Source organism: Sulfitobacter sp. M22 (assembly GCF_021736025.1).
Classification (GTDB): domain Bacteria; phylum Pseudomonadota; class Alphaproteobacteria; order Rhodobacterales; family Rhodobacteraceae; genus Sulfitobacter; species Sulfitobacter litoralis.
This window is the reverse complement of record NZ_WMEC01000001.1, coordinates 1323599-1342597: the sequence shown is the minus strand read 5'-3', so window position 1 is coordinate 1342597 and position 18999 is coordinate 1323599. Positions and strand designations below refer to the sequence as shown.

General features: G+C 53.2%; 19 protein-coding genes, 1 tRNA gene, 1 pseudogene and 1 other annotated feature. Of the genes and pseudogenes, 10 read left to right on the top strand and 11 right to left on the bottom strand.

The window, feature by feature from the left end:
- The first annotated feature begins 279 nt into the window (after positions 1 to 279).
- Entirely contained in the window at positions 280 to 885 is a 606-nt protein-coding gene (locus GLP52_RS06730; RefSeq protein ID WP_237273461.1) for a recombinase family protein, read from the top strand.
- 930 nt (positions 886 to 1815) lie between these two features.
- Here GLP52_RS06730 and GLP52_RS06725 read toward each other — a convergent pair.
- The gene (locus GLP52_RS06725; protein WP_156775907.1) at positions 1816 to 2496 is read right to left on the bottom strand and encodes an outer membrane protein; all 681 of its coding nucleotides are present in this window, start codon (positions 2494 to 2496) and stop codon (positions 1816 to 1818) included.
- Between the two features lie 227 nt (positions 2497 to 2723).
- Here GLP52_RS06725 and GLP52_RS06720 point away from each other — a divergent pair, with 227 nt between their 5' ends.
- Positions 2724 to 3332: a hypothetical protein gene (locus GLP52_RS06720; RefSeq protein ID WP_237273460.1), complete on the top strand. Its 609-nt coding sequence runs from the start codon at positions 2724 to 2726 to the stop codon at positions 3330 to 3332.
- A 183-nt stretch (positions 3333 to 3515) separates the two neighbouring features.
- A complete protein-coding gene (locus tag GLP52_RS06715; RefSeq protein ID WP_237273459.1) occupies positions 3516 to 3818 on the top strand; it encodes a hypothetical protein in 303 nt (100 codons plus the stop codon).
- A gap of 24 nt (positions 3819 to 3842) precedes the next feature.
- Here the strand turns inward: GLP52_RS06715 and GLP52_RS06710 are convergent, their stop codons facing one another.
- Complete coding sequence (locus GLP52_RS06710) at positions 3843 to 3983, bottom strand: hypothetical protein (protein ID WP_237273458.1); 141 nt, start codon at positions 3981 to 3983, stop codon at positions 3843 to 3845.
- Between the two features lie 118 nt (positions 3984 to 4101).
- Complete coding sequence (locus GLP52_RS06705) at positions 4102 to 4518, bottom strand: hypothetical protein (protein ID WP_237273457.1); 417 nt, start codon at positions 4516 to 4518, stop codon at positions 4102 to 4104.
- Positions 4519 to 4631: 113 nt separating this feature from the next.
- Between GLP52_RS06705 and GLP52_RS06700 the strand changes: the two genes are divergently transcribed.
- Entirely contained in the window at positions 4632 to 5087 is a 456-nt protein-coding gene (locus GLP52_RS06700; protein WP_237273456.1) for a hypothetical protein, read from the top strand.
- 158 nt (positions 5088 to 5245) lie between these two features.
- Here GLP52_RS06700 and GLP52_RS06695 read toward each other — a convergent pair.
- The 5 genes from GLP52_RS06695 to GLP52_RS06675 all read right to left on the bottom strand — a co-directional run bounded on the left by GLP52_RS06695 (position 5246) and on the right by GLP52_RS06675 (position 9616).
- Positions 5246 to 5320: transfer RNA gene (locus GLP52_RS06695), tRNA-Glu, on the bottom strand.
- Between the two features lie 619 nt (positions 5321 to 5939).
- Positions 5940 to 6719, bottom strand: a complete 780-nt coding sequence (locus GLP52_RS06690; RefSeq protein WP_093733208.1) for a GntR family transcriptional regulator — start codon at positions 6717 to 6719, stop codon at positions 5940 to 5942.
- A complete protein-coding gene (locus GLP52_RS06685; protein WP_237271905.1) occupies positions 6716 to 8212 on the bottom strand; it encodes a tripartite tricarboxylate transporter permease in 1497 nt (498 codons plus the stop codon). Before GLP52_RS06685 ends, GLP52_RS06690 begins: the two co-directional genes overlap by 4 nt.
- Before the next feature lie 10 nt (positions 8213 to 8222).
- Positions 8223 to 8699: a tripartite tricarboxylate transporter TctB family protein gene (locus GLP52_RS06680; RefSeq protein ID WP_237271904.1), complete on the bottom strand. Its 477-nt coding sequence runs from the start codon at positions 8697 to 8699 to the stop codon at positions 8223 to 8225.
- Positions 8696 to 9616, bottom strand: a complete 921-nt coding sequence (locus GLP52_RS06675; RefSeq protein ID WP_237271903.1) for a tripartite tricarboxylate transporter substrate binding protein — start codon at positions 9614 to 9616, stop codon at positions 8696 to 8698. Before GLP52_RS06675 ends, GLP52_RS06680 begins: the two co-directional genes overlap by 4 nt.
- A 221-nt stretch (positions 9617 to 9837) precedes the next feature.
- Here GLP52_RS06675 and GLP52_RS06670 point away from each other — a divergent pair, with 221 nt between their 5' ends.
- From GLP52_RS06670 to GLP52_RS19655, 4 genes are all read left to right on the top strand, one after another.
- Entirely contained in the window at positions 9838 to 12147 is a 2310-nt protein-coding gene (locus GLP52_RS06670) for a DUF3604 domain-containing protein (RefSeq protein WP_237271902.1), read from the top strand.
- 317 nt (positions 12148 to 12464) lie between these two features.
- Positions 12465 to 12860 (top strand): transposase, encoded by a 396-nt coding sequence (locus GLP52_RS06665; protein ID WP_237271901.1) that lies wholly within the window; start codon positions 12465 to 12467, stop codon positions 12858 to 12860.
- Positions 12857 to 13138 carry an IS66 family insertion sequence element accessory protein TnpB gene (gene tnpB, locus GLP52_RS06660; protein ID WP_237271234.1) on the top strand — a complete coding sequence of 94 codons (282 nt, stop codon included), beginning with the start codon at positions 12857 to 12859 and terminating at the stop codon, positions 13136 to 13138. The genes GLP52_RS06665 and tnpB overlap by 4 nt, the downstream gene beginning before the upstream one ends.
- Positions 13113 to 13211, top strand: a complete 99-nt coding sequence (locus GLP52_RS19655; RefSeq protein ID WP_443069442.1) for a hypothetical protein — start codon at positions 13113 to 13115, stop codon at positions 13209 to 13211. The genes tnpB and GLP52_RS19655 overlap by 26 nt, the downstream gene beginning before the upstream one ends.
- Positions 13212 to 13417: 206 nt before the next feature.
- On the opposite strand, the gene GLP52_RS06655 is transcribed toward GLP52_RS19655, so the two are convergent.
- A complete protein-coding gene (locus GLP52_RS06655) occupies positions 13418 to 14632 on the bottom strand; it encodes an IS256 family transposase (protein WP_237271900.1) in 1215 nt (404 codons plus the stop codon).
- Here GLP52_RS06655 and tnpC point away from each other — a divergent pair.
- A pseudogene (gene tnpC, locus GLP52_RS06650) lies at positions 14625 to 15953 on the top strand (IS66 family transposase); the annotation flags it as partial. The gene GLP52_RS06655 and the pseudogene tnpC overlap by 8 nt on opposite strands.
- Positions 15954 to 16045: 92 nt before the next feature.
- Here the strand turns inward: tnpC and GLP52_RS06645 are convergent.
- Both GLP52_RS06645 and GLP52_RS06640 read right to left on the bottom strand, forming a co-directional pair.
- Positions 16046 to 16702: a tyrosine-type recombinase/integrase gene (locus tag GLP52_RS06645; RefSeq protein WP_237271899.1), complete on the bottom strand. Its 657-nt coding sequence runs from the start codon at positions 16700 to 16702 to the stop codon at positions 16046 to 16048.
- Positions 16703 to 16898: 196 nt separating this feature from the next.
- Complete coding sequence (locus tag GLP52_RS06640; RefSeq protein WP_237273455.1) at positions 16899 to 18143, bottom strand: IS3 family transposase; 1245 nt, start codon at positions 18141 to 18143, stop codon at positions 16899 to 16901.
- Positions 17730 to 17846, bottom strand: a sequence feature (AL1L pseudoknot). Its footprint overlaps the gene before it by 117 nt.
- A gap of 92 nt (positions 18144 to 18235) precedes the next feature.
- Between GLP52_RS06640 and GLP52_RS06635 the strand changes: the two genes are divergently transcribed.
- Positions 18236 to 18445 (top strand): hypothetical protein, encoded by a 210-nt coding sequence (locus tag GLP52_RS06635; protein WP_237271898.1) that lies wholly within the window; start codon positions 18236 to 18238, stop codon positions 18443 to 18445.
- Positions 18446 to 18999: the final 554 nt, after the last annotated feature.

Sequence of the window (18999 nt, the reverse complement as noted above, 5' to 3'; positions counted from 1 at the left end):
GCAAAGTGGGCATTCCACCCGCTAACGCGGGGAATACCATCAACCCACATCACCGACACGCTGGCCTATTGCCCCTACGACCTATCGAGTGGGCATCCCCCGCGTTAGCGGGAACCAGAACGCCGCGCCCCTTCGGTTTCTGATCTAAGTCACTATCAATAGAGATGTCCCTAAAGATATTTGATAGATATCTTGGATTCGCTATCAATAGAGGCTGGACTCAATCCTAGTGATACACTATCTCTTGATCTAGTAGCATGTGATAAAGGAGGGAGTATCGTGGAAAACTGGGGTTATGTGAGGGTGAGCACGAATGCCGATAAGCAGGCTGCTACATGGCAACATCAAGCAGACCTGCTGACGCAGGCAGGCGCAACGAACATCTTCAAAGAAGAGTCGAGTGCTGGCCATCACCGACCTATCTTTGAAGACATGCTAGAGCAGGCAATGGACCGTGCGGAACAGACAGGCCAGCCCGTCAACATCCACATCACTAAGATGGACCGCGCCTTCCGGGATATTGAGCATGCTATCCGGACCGTGAAGCGCTCACACAAGCACGGGGTCCGCTTCACACTACATGACATAGCCAAGACGCCTCTGGACCCCACGGACGCCGCGCAGAGCCTTCACTTCCACGTGCTTGCCGCTATCGGGCAGTTCGAGAAAGACCGCTTTGCTGAGCGTCGCGCCATCGGGATCGCCAAGGCGAAGAAAGAAGGCAAGTACAAGGGCAGAGCACCTACGGCACGGGCTAAGTCAGCCGAAGTGCTGGCACTCCACACCCGGGAATTCAAGGCACCTGAGATCGCCAAACAGCTAGGTATCGGGGTTGCATCCGTCTATCGCATCCTAGCCGCCCACAAGGCCAAGGCTGACGCCTAACACGTGCTAACGCACGTCAGCGACCTTTACCTGATCCACCGACACACCAGACACGATGTACCGTGGATGCATCGGCACGGGTGACACGGTGTACTACCGATGGCCTGCGTTAGCAGGTGTACCAGCGCGGGCACGACCAGCAGTCGATTCAGATCGCAACGTGAAAATCATTAATGTATACGTTTAAGTAATTGATAATAAACGGCTAAGGGACCCAAAGGGGTAGTACGGGTAGGGGTGACTTAAGCGCTCGGGTGCTACGCCATAGGTTCTCAGCAAGTGCTTGTTGCTAAAGTTCTGATACAGGTAGAGATTTTTTCATCGGTCGGAGGGGGTACCCCCCCCAAAAAAACCGAAACACCAACACCCTGCAAAGATTTCAAAAATTCATGCGCAAAAGTTGCTCGAACCATTGCCCTAGGGCAATGCGAGCGCATCCTCCGGACATCCACTTGAACAGAATGTGTATCAGTATCGGCGTGTGCTTGGGGGAACTTGAACAACTTAAAGTATTGCCTCATGGTGATCTGTGGCAATCATTGTCTCAAGGAGGAAATAGAACACTTGGGTGTGTCACTTAGGTGAAGTTTTAAACAATTATGATAAAAAAAATTTTCAAGAATACGCTTTGCTTTGTTGGTATCCATTCATGGCGTGAGAGCAAAGCTATGCCTGAGAAGGTTTGCAGAAACTGCGGGCGCAGGCATTCGTACTATTGAAGCTCATATGAAAAGAAAAAAGATTCTCTTCAGAATCCCCCTGCACCAAGCAAGATCGAATTGCCTCAGTACTGATGTTGCATGGCAACCGAACTAAGTCATGCAGGGCATCGAGCTCTAATGCCTACCACTAAACAGAAACACAAAAAAAAACAGCTACCCAATCAACTCGGGTAGCTGTTCAAACTTAGGGTCCTGGAGGCCTTACAGTTTAGAAGCGGTAGTTCACACCGAACTTGATTTGTTGAAGATCAGCTTCAAGCTGGCCATCAGTGTTATCAACATCGCCGAAGTCAGTATAGGTATACTCTGCATAACCGGTCCAGTTTTGCGTGAACATGTATTCACCACCGAAACCGATTGTTACGCCGTCAAGATCTTCGGATTCCGAGTCCCCACCGAGTGAAACTTCACCTTCGGCCTGACTGTAGCCCAAGAGGCCGTACGCAAGGAAGTTATCCTTCACGAGATAACCGCCACGTGCAAAAATCGTCGCCATATCTTGGATTTCGACGTCTACGCCAGAACCTGCCAAAATGCCTTCGCCGTCGCCGTCATAGGAGCCAAAGTTGTACTCTGCGCCAAGGCCAAAAACGCCGCGGCCAAATTGCCAGTCATATCCTGCCCGCAATGCAGCGGATACACCGTCAGGCTCGGATAGATTGTCGCTGAAGCCGTTGGTGGTCAAAGCCGAAGCCAGATCATCATTCGCATCAAGCGAACCGAAACCGTAGCTGATGTTGCCACCGACGTACCCGCCAGTCCATGCAGGTGCTGGAGCCTGTTCAGCCATCATAACAGGCTGTTCCATAACTGGAGTGACCAAGTCACCCGCCAGTACTGGTGTAGAAACGAGCAAGGCCAACGCCGCGCCATAGGTAAAAGTCTTCACTGGAAATCCCTTCCGATAATATCGCTAACCATCGTCTCTTCACACGTATTTCAACTACGTGCAATGGCACCCTGAGGTTGCTTCTTGATATCTGTAATACATGTTGTAATTGAGCATCAGCGATAAGTAGGCACCCCCTACAGTAGAAAAGTACAGCTCTGGGAATTACACAGACAAAGTCCGCCATTGCATCTAAACGCGCTACACTTCTAAGCAAAGCACGGGCGATGGAACTCGTCGCGAACAACAGCTTTGTGACCATGGAAGCAGCGAAGCTCTTTGCGGATGCCGAATTGTCCGGCGCGGCAAATGTCGATGCAAAGACGCGGGCTATGCTTGCCCAGATCGATGCAGCGGAACAACTGAAGGACGCACAGGCCAGCCCCATGGACGCGGTCATGGGCGATCTGGAGGGCAATTTTAAAAGCGCTCTATCCAGTGCGTTGCAAGGTGACTTTGACCTGTCCAGCATCGCCGAAGGCATCCGCGCAAGCCTAGCTGACGCTATGGCGGAGCAGATCACGGACGCAATCTTTCCCGAGCTGAATAGCGGCGCATCAGAAGCAGCGCAGATGCAGGCCGCGCTGACAGCGGGCGGGGCTAACGCTGCTCAGCAGATAAGAGCCGCAATGGCAACAGGAGCAACAGGAGCAGGCCAGAAACTAGGCTCAGGCGTCCGAACGGCATCTATACAGGGCGCAAGTGCTCTACAACGCGCTGGTATAACCTCTGCAACTTCGATGGCGACTGGCGTCTCCGCAGCAGGCTCCGCAGGCGCAACACAGATGCAATCAGGCATCATCGCAGGTTCCACGGTAGGTGCACAGAAGATGTAAACCGCGACATCCGGCGGCGGTAATGGTGGTGGTGGTTTCGGTAGTATGTTCAGCGGCGGCAACTGGCTGGGCATCGGTGTAGGCCTGCTAGGCGGTCTCCTAGGGGGTAGTGGCGGCAGTTCGTCTAGCTCCTCCACATACACACCCGTCACAAAGGTCAGCAGCTACTACGGTCCAGACGACGTGCCTAGCTACGCGGATGGCACGGCCAATACATCGGGCATCCCCGCCGTTCTACATCCCAATGAAGCTGTCATCCCGCTTTCCAACAACCGGAAGGTACCTGTGGAAATGGGTAGCGCAGGTGGTCCAGCTCCGATGACGTTCAGCGTCGTGAACAACGTGACGGTGGAAGGCTCAGAGGACGATCAAGAGAATGCCTTGAACATCGCGACATCAATCTCTGAGCGCATGGAGATGATGATCGAAGAGAAGATGATCGAGCATTCCCGCTACGGTGGATATCTTAATCCCCGGGGAAGTTGACGGAGGGCGGCGTTAGCCGTCTCTTCACATCAGGACGCCAGCAGCGACCAACATCGCGGCAATCCACAAGGTGAGCAGGGCAACCAAGAACATCGCGCTTTCTGGTTCGACCCGCTTATCGCGTCTCTTCTTCTCTTCCTCATCATCTGGAGGCATATAGGTCATAGGGCACCGAGTTTTTAATTCGTCGTGAGCATTAACCTAGACTTGAGACACGGAGCGACAACCAAACGCTAGAGCGCCAAACTGTCGCATCGGCAATACTATCCATAAAAATATACTGCTACCACCGATTAGCCCTACCTGCCGCCCGCCTTTCACCAGCCGCTTTTAACGCCCCCCGATTGACGCCCTCCGCATCGCTTGCCCGCAATGTTAAAGGGATGCTGAACTGAACGCGGCTAATCTCTTCATTCTGTCTTGTGTGAGTGCCGTCAACGCCGACCTCCGCAGAGAAAACTTTAAGGCCAGCTCTACCACCACCGCCTGTTTTAGCCGCTGCGGTCACAGCTACGTCGAAGTTGACGTTCTGAATCTGTCGGTAGATGTTAACCGTGCTACCCTCATCAAAAACACCAGATTGCTTGTAATCAATCGGCGGATTAACGATGACACCATCATCGCTCCACTTCTCCTGCAACTCATTTGTCGCTTCGATGATACCCGTGATAGTTTCAGTAATAAATTCTTTCAGGTCCATGCAGTTCTCCCTTTCGGTAACGCTAGGGCGGTGCAGTTTACATAGCAAGCGCGTTGCCTATGGTGATCTAGGTACAGCAAAGACCTACATTTTCACCGATAGGACATTTTGAAATGAAGATACTATTAGCGGCAGCTACTGCACTGTTATCTACCCCGCTCTGGGCAGAAGGCGATCTATCGTCGCTCTCTCATTCTGAGCTGGTGAGCAACTGCGTAGAAGTTCTGGACGCCGGAGGGGATGCAACAGACCAAGCAGCGGAGCTTCTGTCACGCAGTGGTTTCAACCTTGGTGAAGAAAACACACGCAAAGGGCAGAAATGCTTAGGAGCGACATACGGCGCAGCATTCGAATTCGTCGGGGGACGCTTCGTTAGCCCAGAGCTACAGGCCCTTGCATTAGAGGATGCAGAGGCAAAGCGTGAAGCAGCGCGGCAACGGGAACTCAGATACGTTGAAGCGGTAGCAGAGGTCTGTGTCGAAGAATATGCCGCTGACCGCTTCCGTGCGCTCACAACTCCGATTTGCGGAGAGGTCTTCAAAGCTCAGGGCCTGCCAAGTTCCGACTAAGGCCAAAACCACTATTCGGGGATTCTACAAATGCCCGACCGACGCCAGACAGGGGAATCGAAACTTAGGGACCAAACTCACACTTGGGGGTTCATTTGGGGGTCGCCTCCGCACAGTGGCGCTAAGCATTTGTTTTTATTGAGGGAAGTAGGCACAAGTGGCAGCCCGTAGGGGAGTCGAACCCCTCTTTTCAGGTTGAAAACCTGACGTCCTAACCGATAGACGAACGGGCCACTTAACTTGTGAGCGCTTCTTTAGGGAAAGCAGTAGCAAGGCGCAAGAGAAACTGCGCAGGAAAAACACGAAAATCGGGCGAAAAATTACATCTCGCGCAGTGCTCGTGTGGGGCTCACAAGGGGCGGTACCAGCCTCAAAGCGCGCTGATAAATAGCAGCGCAAAGGCCTATAAGTCTATGCTAATGCTGGAAAGGCACAAGTGGCAGCCCGTAGGGGCCTCTCAGAAGTGTACTATATCCCAATGAAATATGGAAGTAGGTGTCCCACGAAAACCGAATGCGGTAGAAGGGAAATCAATAGGTTACGACCTGGGTGTCCCACGCTCACATACGACCTTTGACCTGACATCGCGCATTAAGATCACAAGTTGAGAGAGACGACCGCACCTTTTATGATGGTCATTGGTACATAGAAGGGCCCCGTCCTCACTTGTGATTTCTAAAGGTCGCAACACTTTTATCTTTTGAGTAAGATTAAGTGTTTATTGCGAAATACCGTTTACGGACATTTTCTATGCTCAGAAAGAAGTCGGAGATGCGGGCTGAAGGCTGACGTTGGTCGTATCGCCCATCAGAAATCGATTCGGGTCGAAGGGGAGCGTCACATTCGGAAAAGCTAAAATTCCAATGCGATACGGTCAGCGGGAACATACAAAGTCTGAAAGTAGAATGGGCGTTGGTCTGTGAGGAATGTGCTGGCTTCGACTTCGAAAATTGGCACGTCTGTTGATAATTCGAAAAGCGCTGATTGTCTCGGGTCGATACCTCCGAGCGTTACCTGCCGCTTGCCTTGAATTGCGACCACCCCGAGGCGGGCCTCCAAAACCGTCCGAACGTTGGATTGTCGAAGCGCGTGTGCCGTGATGCTGGCCGCGGGCACCAATCGAGCGTCAAGGATCATCTCCGCGCCCACACACATTCCATCCGTTCCCTTTATGCTTCGTCGGATCACCGTATATTCTGGACAATGCCCCAAATGCTCGCACCAGCGGCCAGATGCGTCAGTGCTCGCAATTTCAATCCGTTGGTCAAGAATGCGAAACACGTTACCTGTCTCAATGGAGTGCATTCGGAAATGCCAAATACTGGACGGCAAGACGGAGCTATCAAGTACCCTTGTCCCATCGCCCCGTCGGCGCTTAATTAGGCCGAGATCTTGCACCTGCCCCAGTGCGGTCTGCACGGTTCCTATGCTAACCCCAAGGCCACGTGCTAAATCTGTTTCTGTAGGCAGACGGAAGCCAGCAGGTAGTGTGCCACTGTTGATCGCCCAGACAAGTACAACGCGTAGCGCTTGCCTTTTAGTCGCACCTTCGATCGCCATCTCGCGCTGCATTGCCTTTTTTAGCATTGGAGTGGGGTCTGTTTGATCGGTGATCGGCGCGTGCTGCTTCATTCGGCTTTCCTTTGAGATACCATAAATGCACGGACCATTACACCAATTGTAAGTGCGATAAACAGCAACGCAACAGGTGATAGGATAGCTTCGGCGTATTTTCCATTATAAAGAAGCAGCGTTTGACGGAATGAGGTTTCAAACAAATCACCAAGTAGAAAACCGATGACCAGGCAAACCAGAGAAAAACCGGTTCTAATCATCGCGACACCCAGTCCGGCAAATACCAGCATCACACCAACGTCCCAAAGTGATTGCGAAGGTAGATAGACCCCGACAATACAGAACAAGATGACAGGCGGTAAAATAATGCCGCGTGGCACCACTGCAAATTGAACCCATAAATTCACCCCAAGTCGCCCGACAATCAAGTGAATGACATTGGCAATAATCATGGATGCAAACAGCCCATAAACCAGATCACCATGCATAGTCAGCATGAAAGGGCCGGGTACGATACCATGCATTACAAGTGCACCTATCAATAGGGCTGCTGCGATATTTCCAGGGATACCCAGTGCGATTGTGGGTACTAAATTTGCACCTACAACTGCGCTGTTGGCTGCCTCCGTCGCGATAATGCCTTCTGGTTCTCCAGTGCCAAACTTGTCCCCATTGGGTGAAGCCCGGCGCGCTGCGCCGTATGAGAGGAATGCCGCCAATGTGACGCCCAGTCCAGGCAACATGCCTACGAACGAACCAATAAGAGAGCTACGCAAAATAGTTCGCCAGTAGGAAAGGAATTCGCGCAAGGGCAACGCGGTGCTGATCCCGGAGCGGGGTTGTTCAAGCGTGAAGCTATCTTGGCCTTTGGCGCGGCCGAGGCCAAGCATCTCTACCATGACGGCTGATAGGGCCAGCGCCCCGATCGCGATAGATGTGAGCGAAAAGCCGTCATAGAGATTTACCTGGCCAAAGGTCATACGCTGGCTGCTATGGACTGGATCCAGTCCAATCGTAGATAGAAAAATTCCTGCAAAGATTGCGATTACGCCCTTTAAGGGTGAGTCACCCGTTATTCCAGCCAATAATGCAAAGGCGAACAGCAACACGCAAGTGTACTCCAGTGGGCCGAACTGCAGTGCCACAGCAGCGAAAGGAACAACAAGTAGGATGAGCATTACGTCTGAAATCATGTCTCCTGTCACGGATGAAAAAATAGCAAATTTTAGGGCGCGCTTTGCCTCACCGCGTTTTGCCATAGGATGCCCGTCCAGCGCCGTTGCGGCAGCCTCAGGAGTGCCGGGAGAATTGAGCAGAATGGCCGGAATAGCGCCGCCAGATGTCCCACCTTTGTTGACCCCAACAAGAAACGCGATCGCTGCAAGGGGCGACATATAATAGGTGACAGGAATGAGTACTGCCATCGCAGTTACGCTGCCCAGCCCAGGGATAGCGCCAATAACAATACCTAAAACTATACCCCCACAGATTGCTACAAGGTTCCAGAAAGTGAAGGCCGCCTCGAATGCGCTGGCTATCTGTTCGAACATTTGATGTTCCTTACGGGAGTTGGATTGAGAAGATCTGCCAGACAGAGACTTTCAACAAGAAAGGCAGGCCAAATGCGATTAAAGCCAGTAACCAAAGGTGCTGTCGGTAGCGCGTCACGGTCATAGCGCAGAGGACTGCAAATGTGCCCGATGCAATGAAGCCCAAACGGTCGAATGCAAGCAGCGTAATGCCTGCTATGGCAACCCACCCAGCAAGTTCTGCCAAAAGCCGCGAGCCGCCGCTCATATCTGTCGAACGGAAGTTACGCCAGTTGGTGATCATGAGCGTTAATGAACAAATCAGAACTACAAACGCGGTGAGGTAAGGAAAGGTGGACGGCGCAATTTCGCCACGTACCGCTTCGCCGGGCACATAACGCGGAATTAGCCAGAAGATCGCAACTAAGCTTGCTATTGTCAGTGCCGACCCGGATTGGAAGTCGAGGCGCCCACGAGCGCCCCGGTCATTTTCGTTGGAATCGGTCACTGGTCTGCAACCACCTTTTTCAGGCCTTCATTCGCGGCGTTCAGATCGTCGGTAACCTCATCCGCGCCTTGAAAGCTAAGCGGGAAAAGCAGTTTTTCCGTCATCAAATTTTGGAATTCAGTGTTCGCCATCGCGGCTTCGGCTTTTTCAGACAAGACGGCGATACGGTCTGCGGGCGTACCAGCAGGAACTGCCAAAATAGCTTGGCTTGGCATGGAGATACCGTACAATTCCTGAATGGATGGTACATCCGGGCTTGCAGCGAGGCGACTGGAGTTCATCGAGAGCAATACCTTGATCGTGTCTCCGTAACGGCCATGCACGCCACCAGACCACGCAAAGTCGATCTTGCCGCCCAATAGGAAGGGCACCATTTCCCCACCACCCTTTGTGGGGATACCATTCCACTGAATGCCTTCTTGCGCTGCCATGAAGTCCGTGAACGCCCGCGATAGCGTGCTTTGGTCGCCATAGCTCAATGAATTGTCTTTAGAGTAAGCGATAAGTTCTTCCATCGTATCAAAAGGAGCATCCGCTTTAGCAACAATAGCCTGCTGGTAATCACTGATTTTTGCGACGTAGTCGAAACTATCGAAGTCATACTCAACATCTTGGGTGAGCGGTGGCCACATTAGAGACGACGAAGATGTGAAGATAATCGTGTAGCCATCAGCTTCGCTTTTGGCCACTTCAGTAGCGCCAATCGCACCTCCGGCGCCAGGTCGGACGCGGACAACGACAGGCTGGCCCAATTCAGTAGCGAACGATTTTGAGAATACGCGAGCCATTGTCTCGGTCGATCCTCCCGCTGCGAACGGGATGACAAGTGTGATTGGTTTGGTCGGATATTCCTGCGCCTGAACTACGGTTGCAGCCAGTAAGCCTGCTGAGGCGAAGGTCAGAAGTTTCTTAAACATTTTTTATCCTCTCTTTGATGAATTGACGTTACTATGTAGTTATTACTAAGCAAGAAGAATTTTTTGAAACGCCTCAATTTACCTGTAGGGCTAATATTTATTAGACTTTTTGCCTAAAAAATTCACATTTTTATGGTAATGGATTTGGGCAAGTAAAAAATGTTGCTAAAACTGCATAGATATGGAAGGTCTTGGGGAATTCATAGATTTGGAGGTCTGCCATGACAAATATCCTGAAACCAGTCCGTCAGGATTTGATCGGAGAGGCTGTTTCAGCCACCATTCCGAGTGATGATCAAAGCTTATATGGTTCGGCTGAGTTGCATGGCCCCAAGAACGCCGAAGTTCGCACTTGGCAGACCTTCCGACTCACGTACACGACCGGAAAATTGGGGATCGACGATACAGGAGGCATCCGTATCGCGTTCCGTTTTATTTCTGACGCAGGATTTCTTCAGACGACAGACCCGACTGCTCCAAATTATGTATCCGCGCGCAGCAATGGCGATGGGCGGCTGGAGCTGAAATACGACCGTGCTGGCGGGCAGCGTCCTTGGAATGAAACACTGACGGTGTATCAACGAGGTGGCTATCTGAAACCCGGGGAGCAGATCGAGATAATCTTTGGCGACACAGCTGGGGGTTCCTCTGGCCTACTGATGCCAACGTTCTTCGATTCAGGGCGTGTTTTCCGCGTGATGGCAGACGTGCAGGCAACTGGTGTTTACATTCCGCTGGACGCTGATCCGCTCTACGTTTCTGTAATTGCTGGACCGCTGGATCGCTACCGCGCCGCACTTCCTACCCTACGTCGCCCTAACGAGGTATTCCATTTGGGCCTGAAGGCTGAGGACATTTGGGGCAACCCAACCTCGCAAGGGGCAACTCGTTTTGCAGTCAGTGCAAGTATGCCTGTGGACGGATTGCCAAGCCATATCGACTTTGCACCTGAAAACGGCGCTATGACGATTGAGGGGCTGCGCTGCTCACATGAAGGCACGTTAAAGATCACGATGAGTGATGTTGATGGGCAAGAAATAGTCGCAGGCCCGCTGGAAATCGCACAAGGCGATGTGGCGCACTTCTGGGGTGATCTCCACGGCCAAACGGGGGAAACAGTAGGAACCAACACGGTTGAGCATTACTTTGATTTTGCCAGAAATAAGTCGTTTCTTGATGTGACGAGCCATCAGGCAAATGACTTCCAGATCAACGCTACGTTCTGGGCACACCTGAATGATTTGACTGCAAAGGTGAATGAACCAGGGCGGTTTACAGTTCTTCCGGGCTATGAATGGTCAGGGAACACGGCAGTCGGTGGCGATCATAACGTATTTTTCATGAATGAGGGTGCGACAATTCATCGTTGCTCGCATGCTTTGGTACAGGATCGTGCAGATGCTGAAACGGATGCGCATACATTGACTGAATTGTATTCAAAGCTGCACGAAGAACCGACAGAAACAGTGATGTACGCCCATGTCGGTGGGCGTTATGCAAATATTTTCTATGATCACGACGCTTCGCTTGAGGCTGCCGTTGAGATGCACTCGGCTTGGGGGAGTTTTGAGTGGATTCTCACTGACGGTTTCCCGCTTCGCCGCCGGGTTGGCGTTGTTTGCAACAGTGACGGTCACAAAGGGCGCCCTGGTGCCAGTTACCCTGGTGCCTCTGTATTTGGAGCGTATGGTGGGCTGACTTGTTTTGTCACTGCTGAAAACACCCGTCCGGCAATCTTTGAAGCTATCCGTCGGCGGCACACCTACGGCACAACAGGACCGCGGGTCTATTTGAACATTTCCGCAAATCTACCTGACGGGGGTACGCTGTTTCACCGCAACCCAGATGCTATGCCAGATACGAAAACCGAACAGGTTACCGATTGTATGATAGGTGATATCGTTAGGACCAACGGGGATACAGCGAAGATTTCTATCTCAGTCCGGGCGCCAGTTGGGATCGTAAGTGTCGAACTACGCGATGGGACCAAAGTTTTGCATCGTGAAACTACATATAGCGCTGACGAGTTGGGCGACCGTATTCGTGTGATGTGGTCGGGCGCCGAATATCGCGGACGCGGGCGCAATACAGCTTGGCATGGACGCGCTACCCTTACTGGCGCGCGCATCGATGCGCTGGAGCCGGTAAACAAGTTGAATCCCGAGATGAAGATGCAACAGACAGGATCCACCGCAGTTGTTTGGGATGGCGTAACCACCGGTAACATGATGGGATTTGACCTACGTCTGACTAATCTGGCTGATGGTGCAGACCTGGAGATTGCCACTAATCATGGCAATCTGGATCTTGCCCTTTCCGATATCGGATTTGACACTCAAACAATGGATGCAGGCGGTCTTCACCGAAAGCTGGAAGTGACGCGTTTGCCAAATGTGCCCCTTCCCAGTGAGGTGGTTTTGACGCAAGATGTGAAGGTGGCTGAGGTAGGAGATACGCCGATTTGGGTGTGTGTGACACTTGAAGACGGAAATCAGGTGTGGTCCAGTCCAATGTACCTCTTTCAAGACTAATACCTATGATTGGAAAACGAACGGGCCATCAACAACGGAGTAATAGTTGATCACTTTGCTTCGCGCCCTGAGTTTCATTCTCTCACTCATTGACAGTCGTGTTTTAAGAGATGACCGTGAGCCTTTCCTCGGTTGACGGTCTGAACTGGAGTCGATGCGTTTTGCAGCGAAGAGTTCAACGTACCGCCGAACCCAATTGAAAGAATTGACCGCATGGCTTGTCGCGTCTTCGGTAAGCGGTGCGCCCACCCCACCTTCCTTGTGAGTCCCCGATCTGAGATTCAGCCATGATGGATGTATTGTCAGGGAGTTTCTCCATGGAGCGCTCAACGGAGTTTCTCAGTAACATTGATATGGTGGTGGGGCCGCGTGGTCACCGCCGTTGGCCGGATGCGGTGAAGGCACAGATCGTGGCCGAGACGTTGGTGGAAGGTGCGACAGTTGGCGCTGTGGCACGGCGGTATGACATGCGGGCCAATCATTTATCGGAATGGCGACGCATGGCGCGCGAGGGCAAACTGGTTCTGCCCGCTGTGACCGAGGAACCAAGCTTTGCAGCGTTGGTTGTGCGCGAAGATGTTGAGGCGACACCTGACCCTGAGCCGCCGTCGCCGTTGGATCTGATTTGTGGGAGTGTCACTGTGCGATTGGATGCAGGCACATCGGCGGCGCGCATTGCCGAGATTGCCCGCGCCTTGAATGCGCTCTCATGATGTTCCCATCAAACCGAGTGAGGATCGTTGTCGCGACCAAGCCGGTGGACTTCCGCAAGGGTCATGATGGGCTGGCAGCGCTTGTCAAAAACGAGTTGCGCAAGGACCCGTTCACCGGGATAGTTTTTGTGTTCCGCTCAAAGCGGGCAGATCGGCTGAAGTTGCTGTATTGGGACGGCACTGGTTTGGTCATGGCTTACAAAAAGATTGGAGGAACAAACCTTCACGTGGCCCGCTATCAAAGATGGTCTGATGTCGCTAAACCATGCCCAGTTTGAAGCACTGTTCTCGGGTTTAGACTGGCGCAAAGTAAGGGCTTTATCAGTGCGTCCGCCGACTGCGGCAGAGTGAATCAGGCTGTCTTTTGCAGAGGTGTTGAGCTGCAGGAAATGGTAGTCATTCCCCATGTCAAAACCAGTTGATCTCCCTAATGATGTTGAGGCCCTGAAGGCGTTGCTTGTCGCCTCAGAGGATCGCAATCTGCGCAAGCAGGATCGTATTGGGGAGTGTCATGAACTTTGTGTATCTGGTCTGGCCCATGCGGGTTTTAGATACAGTCACGCATTTAAGCGATCCTCAAACATTATGGCGAAATGATTGCGGGCCGCAAACCATTCTCGAACATTTCGGCCGCCTTTCTCAAACTTGCGGATCGCCAAGTAGATCAGCTTCGTGGCTGCGCCTTCGGTCGGGAACGATCCCCGCGTCTTAATCGATTTGCGGATTACACGGTTCAAGCTTTCAATTGCGTTGGTGGTGTAGATGATCTTTCGGATGGCGGGATCAAAAGCAAAGAACGGGATCACTTCCTGCCAAGCCCTGCGCCAGGCCGGTGCGATGGAGGCATATTTTCCAGCCCATTTTTCCTCGAAGGCATCCAACTCCAAACCAGCTTGATCGGCTGTAGGGGCGCTGTAAATCCGCCGTAGATCAGCGGCCACTTCCTTGCGATCTTTCCAGGCACAGAAGTTCAACGAGTGGCGCACGAGATGGACAATGCACGTTTGCACGGTCGCGTCCGGAAAGGCTGCTGTGATGGCATCAGGGAAGCCCTTGAGACCGTCTACGACCGCAATCAGGATGTCTTGCAGCCCACGGTTCTTAAGCTCTGTCATCACGGAGAGCCAAAATTTGGCGCCCTCGTTGTCAGCGATCCAAAGACCGAGAACCTCGCGCACGCCATCCTTGCTGACGCCAAGGGCCACGTAGACGGCTTTGTTCTTGACCATGCGGCTATCGGCGTCACGGATTTTGACCCGTAGAGCGTCAAAAATGACGATGGGATACATCCGGTCCAGCGCCCGGGACTGCCATTCCCGAACCTCATCCAGCACCGCATCGGTCACGCGGCTGATCAAGTCTGGCGAAACTTGCAGGCCATAGACGTCCTCAAGATGAGCACGGATATCGCGGACCGTCAGACCGGCTGCGTAGAGGCCAATGATCTTGTCATCCATCCCATCAATGCGGGTCTGACCCTTCTTCACCAGTTCAGGTTCGAAGCTACCGTCCCGGTCCCGTGGCACAGCGATAGGCAGTTCGCCGTCTTGCCCCTTCAATCTCTTGGCGGATGACCCGTTGCGACGGTTGGTCTGATCAGGCGGGGCATCCTTGCCGTCTTCATAGCCCAAATGTGACGTCAACTCAGCACCGAGCATTCGCTCCATCAGCTTGATCTTGAGCTCTTTCATTAGACCGGCATCGCCAAGCAGGTCTTCAGGCCGCTCGCAGCCCTTCAGTAGTTCGTCCAGCAGTTCCTTGGATATGGTCATCGTCCTTGCTCCTCTCAGGAAGCATGGACCAGATCGCAATTACACAGAAGATCGGACACTCTCTCGTATTGATCAGTTGGAGAAACTGGTATCTGACTTCAAACGTGCGCTGTTTGGCGCAAAGTCTGAGAAGGCCGATCCCGAGCAATTTGAGCTGTCACTTGAAGACATTGAAACCTCGATGGCTATGGTTCATGCTGAAGACGAAGCGCTTGATCCGCCTGCATCGCGCTCGGCAAAACCGCGCAACACCAATCGTGGGTCACTGCCAAAGCATCTGCCCCGCATTGAAGAGGTAATTGCGCCCGATAATATGACCTGCGGCTGCGGTGGTGAGCGCCATGTAATTGGTGAGGACACGTCTGAGCGCCTCGACATCATCCCCGCCCAGTTCCGTGTGATCGTCACCCGCCGCCCAAAGTATGCTTGCCGATCCTGCACCAATGGTGTGGTGCAAGCGCCTGCACCAGCGCGCCTGATCCCAGGCGGCATGCCGACAGAGGCAACGGTGGCGCATGTTCTTGTCAGCAAATATGCGGATCACCTGCCACTGTATCGCCAGGCACAGATTTACAGCCGCCAAGGGATCGATCTGGATCGCTCCACCCTCGCGGGATGGGTTGGCAAAGCGGCCTATGAGCTACGCCCTGTCTTCGATGCGTTAATGGCTGACCTCAAATGCTCAACCAAACTCTTCATGGATGAAACAAGAGCACCAGTGCTCGACCCGGGTAGACGCAAAACCAAAACTGGCTACTTCTGGGCACTGGCCCGCGATGATCGACCTTGGGGCGGTGCAGCCCCACCGGGCGTCGCCTTCACCTATGCGCCAGGGCGTTCTGGCCAATATGCGGATGACATTTTGAAAAGCTTCTCCGGCATCCTCCAAGTGGACGGGTATGCAGGATACAATCGCCTGCTCAAACGTGTCGATGATAGGGTTGCGCTGGCCTACTGTTGGGCCCACGCACGCCGCAAACTGCACGAAGTTGCACAATCTGGCACCGCCCCAATCGCCGAAGACGGGTTGAAACAGATCGCTGCACTCTACCGGATCGAAAAGGATATCCGAGGCCTGACCTCCGAGGCGCGACTGGCGGCAAGGCAAGACCGGTCAGCGCCATTAATCGCCGCGTTTGAAGCCTGGCTTACGACCAATCGCGCGCGGCTGTCTGCCAAAGCCCCTTTGGGCGAAGCTCTCAAATACATCGCAAAATACTGGGATGGACTGTGCCTGTTTCTGACTGACGGCCGCATCGAAATGGACAGTAACGCAGTGGAACGCACGATCCGTCCCATCGCTCTGAACCGCAATTATGCCCCCCCCCCCGATGATTATGTGCAGTTCGCCGAGGAAAGTGCGCTCAAGTGCCGCCGCAGTGGCGATTTCCAGTGCGACGAACTGCGCATAAGTTAAAGGCTCTGAAGGAATTGCATCAACTGATCCGGAGGCCGATACCGACCGGGGCGCGCGCCGATGGGTTGCAGGCGCTCAAGGGTGCGCTCCTTCATTGATAGGTCGGCCTGGAGGTACATATGCGTTGTGGCTGAGCTTTCGTGACCCAGCCAGAGCGCGATGACGGTGATGTCGACCCCAGACTGCAAAAGATGCATCGCCGTGGTATGGCGGATCGTATGCGGTGATATCGAACGTTGCGCGAGTTGCGGGTGACGTTCAGCGGCAATTGCAACGGCAAGCTTGAGGCGCTGCGTAACATTCGAACGCGCCATCTTTTCTCCGCTCCGGTTTGGGAATAGGAACCCATCATCGGCAGCACTCTCCAGCCTGCGCTTCCAGCCACGGATCAGCGATGCGGTTGGACGCCAGAGCGGCACGCTTCGTTCCTTTCGCCCCTTGCCGTGAAGGTGTGCTACCATTGTCTGGTCGATGACGACATCGCGGACCCGCAGGCCTATGGCCTCCGACACGCGCGCGCCAGTGTTATACATTAGACTGAAGAGCGCCCGGTCCCGCTGACCTGCCCAGGTTTGCGGATCAGGGGCCTCGAGGATCGCTTGCATCTCTGGTCGCGATAGATACCCCAGTACCGGCTTGTCAAACCGCTTCATAGGTATAGCCAATGCTTGCTGGATCACTGCGATCGCTGTCAGGTCGTAGTGTGCAGCATACTTCAGGAAAGATCGTAGCGCCGCCCAACGAGCGTTGCGGCTGCGCGCACCGTTCTTGCGATCATTCTCCAGATGATCGAGGAAATTGAGAATGAATGAACCGCCCCGATTTTACCGGAGGGTGCTTTGTTCAACGTCAGGCTACTTTATCGAGTGTGTTTAGATTTGCATAGAATACCTCCTCTGCTTCTGCGGGTGTGATGTATCCGATGGGACCGAATAGCCGACGGTTGTTATACCAATCGACCCATTTCAGCGCTTCCCATTCGACTTCGCGCCTCGATTTCCATGGACCGATCTGGTTGATGACCTCTGTTTTGAACAGGCCAATGACGCATTCAGCGAGGGCATTATCATAGGAATCGCCGACTGTTCCAACCGATGGATCAATACCGAATTCGACAAGGCGCTCGGTATACTTGATCGAGAGATATTGCGATCCACGGTCTGAGTGGTGAACCAAGGTATTGTTATCAAGTGTTTTTCTTTGCCAGATTGCTTGATCCAAAGCGTCGAGAACGAACTGCGTCGCCATTGAGGTCGATACGCGCCAGCCAACGATCCGGCGCGCAAAGACATCGATGACGAAAGCGACATAGACCGTTCCCGACCACGTCGGGACGTATGTGAAGTCAGAGACCCAGAGCTGGTTAGGCCGATCTGCTTTGAACAAGCGGTTTACCTTGTCGTCAGGGCACGGCTGGGAGGTGTCCGGATTAGTCGTGACAACCTTTTTACCCCGAACTACGCCCTTGATGCCCAAATTGCGCATCAACCGCTCCACCGTGCATCGTGCGATCTCCTGATTATCGCGCAGTAAGACATGCCAGATCTTCCGCACACCATAGAGCTTGCGGTTCTCTTCCCAGGCCGCATTGATCTTGATGCACAGATCAGCGTCAGACTTCGCCCGGGCTGAAGCCCGATCAGGATCACGCGCGATGGAGCGCCGTTCATAATAGGTGGACTGGGCGATTTGCAGCATTTTGCACATCGGCTCGACCCCGAACTCACCGCGATGTTCTTCAATGAAAGCAGTCACTTGCGAAACGGGCGGTCGAGCTCCGCCTGGGCAAAATACGCTGATGCTTTCTTCCAGGATCTCATTGGCCTGCCGGAGTTCGCGCACCTCGCGCTCCAACTCCTTGATCCGCGCTTTCTCGGCACTGGTTTGGCCAGGCCGTTCGCCGCCATCACGCTGAGCCTGCCGGACCCAAACGCGAAGACTGTCTGGCGAACAGCCCAATTTGCTTGCGATCGCTGTGAATAAAGCAGCTTCGCTACGATACTCATCGCGGTGTTCCATCGCCAACCGCACCGCACGTTCGCGGAACTCAGGTGAATACGGCTTCGAGGTCTTCTTGTTGTGTGACTGTTCCATAATGGGCAATTCTCCGAAAGTTTTGCCCTCCGGTAAACCCGGGGCGGTTCACGGAGCCATTCCTCCATGATTTGGAGATACTCATTGATTTCATGAGAGTTGAAATCGAAAAAGATGTTCAGACGACGTGGATCGCGGATGAACACAACGTGCATGGTGGGCATCATCAGCGCCATTTCGATACGCGCACACATTCTTTGGCGGTCGCTGTCGGGCATCTTATTGGGCTCTACGAGGCGGTCACCGAAGTAATCGATACGGTCCAGGCCGAGCGGTTGATGGACGATCTTCTTCAGGGATGACGCAGGACGGCGCTGAGGTTCAGCGCCGTCATCTTGAGGGCTGAGATGCCCAGAGGTTGCCTTGGGCAGCCACCAGCCAGCGCGTGCCGACCTTTCACCCCAACTGCTGCTCACGGCCTGCACGCGTTTGATATGCAATCTGTCTCGACAAAGGCTTTTGTCGATGTTGATTACGCCGCGACAGGCGGATCTCCAAAGGAGCGCTCGAGATAATTCGAAAAAGGGTGCAGAGGAAGTCGTAGTTGATCAGCTGCGCTCTCAGTTTTGAGTTTTTATCAATACGGTGAATTTAATTCAAGTCAATGATTTATAATGATTATTTTTAATTATCTACCGGAATTCGAGAGATATCGAACCATAAACACAGATGTCCCCGAAATGCGAAAATCCGACGCACATCCTCGAAAATGAGGAAACACAATGCCAGCCGCACGTCCATCTCAAGCTTCTCTATCAAATGCCATCAGTGCCGTGATTACCGCAGGGCTCATACCCGGTGCTCTTCATGTTCACGGAGACGGTTCTTTCCGGATCGAAATATCTGTCTCAGATGC

What these genes read in the sequence shown, in the direction of transcription:
- GLP52_RS06720 (WP_237273460.1), top strand. Translation starts at nt 2,724, where the DNA reads ATGGAACTCGTCGCGAACAACAGCTTTGTGACCATGGAAGCAGCGAAG.
- GLP52_RS06710 (WP_237273458.1), bottom strand. Translation starts at nt 3,983, where the DNA reads ATGACCTATATGCCTCCAGATGATGAGGAAGAGAAGAAGAGACGCGAT.
- GLP52_RS06705 (WP_237273457.1), bottom strand. Translation starts at nt 4,518, where the DNA reads ATGGACCTGAAAGAATTTATTACTGAAACTATCACGGGTATCATCGAA.
- GLP52_RS06700 (WP_237273456.1), top strand. Translation starts at nt 4,632, where the DNA reads ATGAAGATACTATTAGCGGCAGCTACTGCACTGTTATCTACCCCGCTC.
- GLP52_RS06690 (WP_093733208.1), bottom strand. Translation starts at nt 6,719, where the DNA reads ATGAAGCAGCACGCGCCGATCACCGATCAAACAGACCCCACTCCAATG.
- GLP52_RS06685 (WP_237271905.1), bottom strand. Translation starts at nt 8,212, where the DNA reads ATGTTCGAACAGATAGCCAGCGCATTCGAGGCGGCCTTCACTTTCTGG.
- GLP52_RS06675 (WP_237271903.1), bottom strand. Translation starts at nt 9,616, where the DNA reads ATGTTTAAGAAACTTCTGACCTTCGCCTCAGCAGGCTTACTGGCTGCA.
- GLP52_RS06670 (WP_237271902.1), top strand. Translation starts at nt 9,838, where the DNA reads ATGACAAATATCCTGAAACCAGTCCGTCAGGATTTGATCGGAGAGGCT.
- GLP52_RS06665 (WP_237271901.1), top strand. Translation starts at nt 12,465, where the DNA reads ATGGAGCGCTCAACGGAGTTTCTCAGTAACATTGATATGGTGGTGGGG.
- tnpB (WP_237271234.1), top strand. Translation starts at nt 12,857, where the DNA reads ATGATGTTCCCATCAAACCGAGTGAGGATCGTTGTCGCGACCAAGCCG.
- GLP52_RS19655 (WP_443069442.1), top strand. Translation starts at nt 13,113, where the DNA reads ATGTCGCTAAACCATGCCCAGTTTGAAGCACTGTTCTCGGGTTTAGAC.
- GLP52_RS06655 (WP_237271900.1), bottom strand. Translation starts at nt 14,632, where the DNA reads ATGACCATATCCAAGGAACTGCTGGACGAACTACTGAAGGGCTGCGAG.
- GLP52_RS06645 (WP_237271899.1), bottom strand. Translation starts at nt 16,702, where the DNA reads ATGAAGCGGTTTGACAAGCCGGTACTGGGGTATCTATCGCGACCAGAG.
- GLP52_RS06640 (WP_237273455.1), bottom strand. Translation starts at nt 18,143, where the DNA reads ATGGAACAGTCACACAACAAGAAGACCTCGAAGCCGTATTCACCTGAG.
- GLP52_RS06635 (WP_237271898.1), top strand. Translation starts at nt 18,236, where the DNA reads ATGAGAGTTGAAATCGAAAAAGATGTTCAGACGACGTGGATCGCGGAT.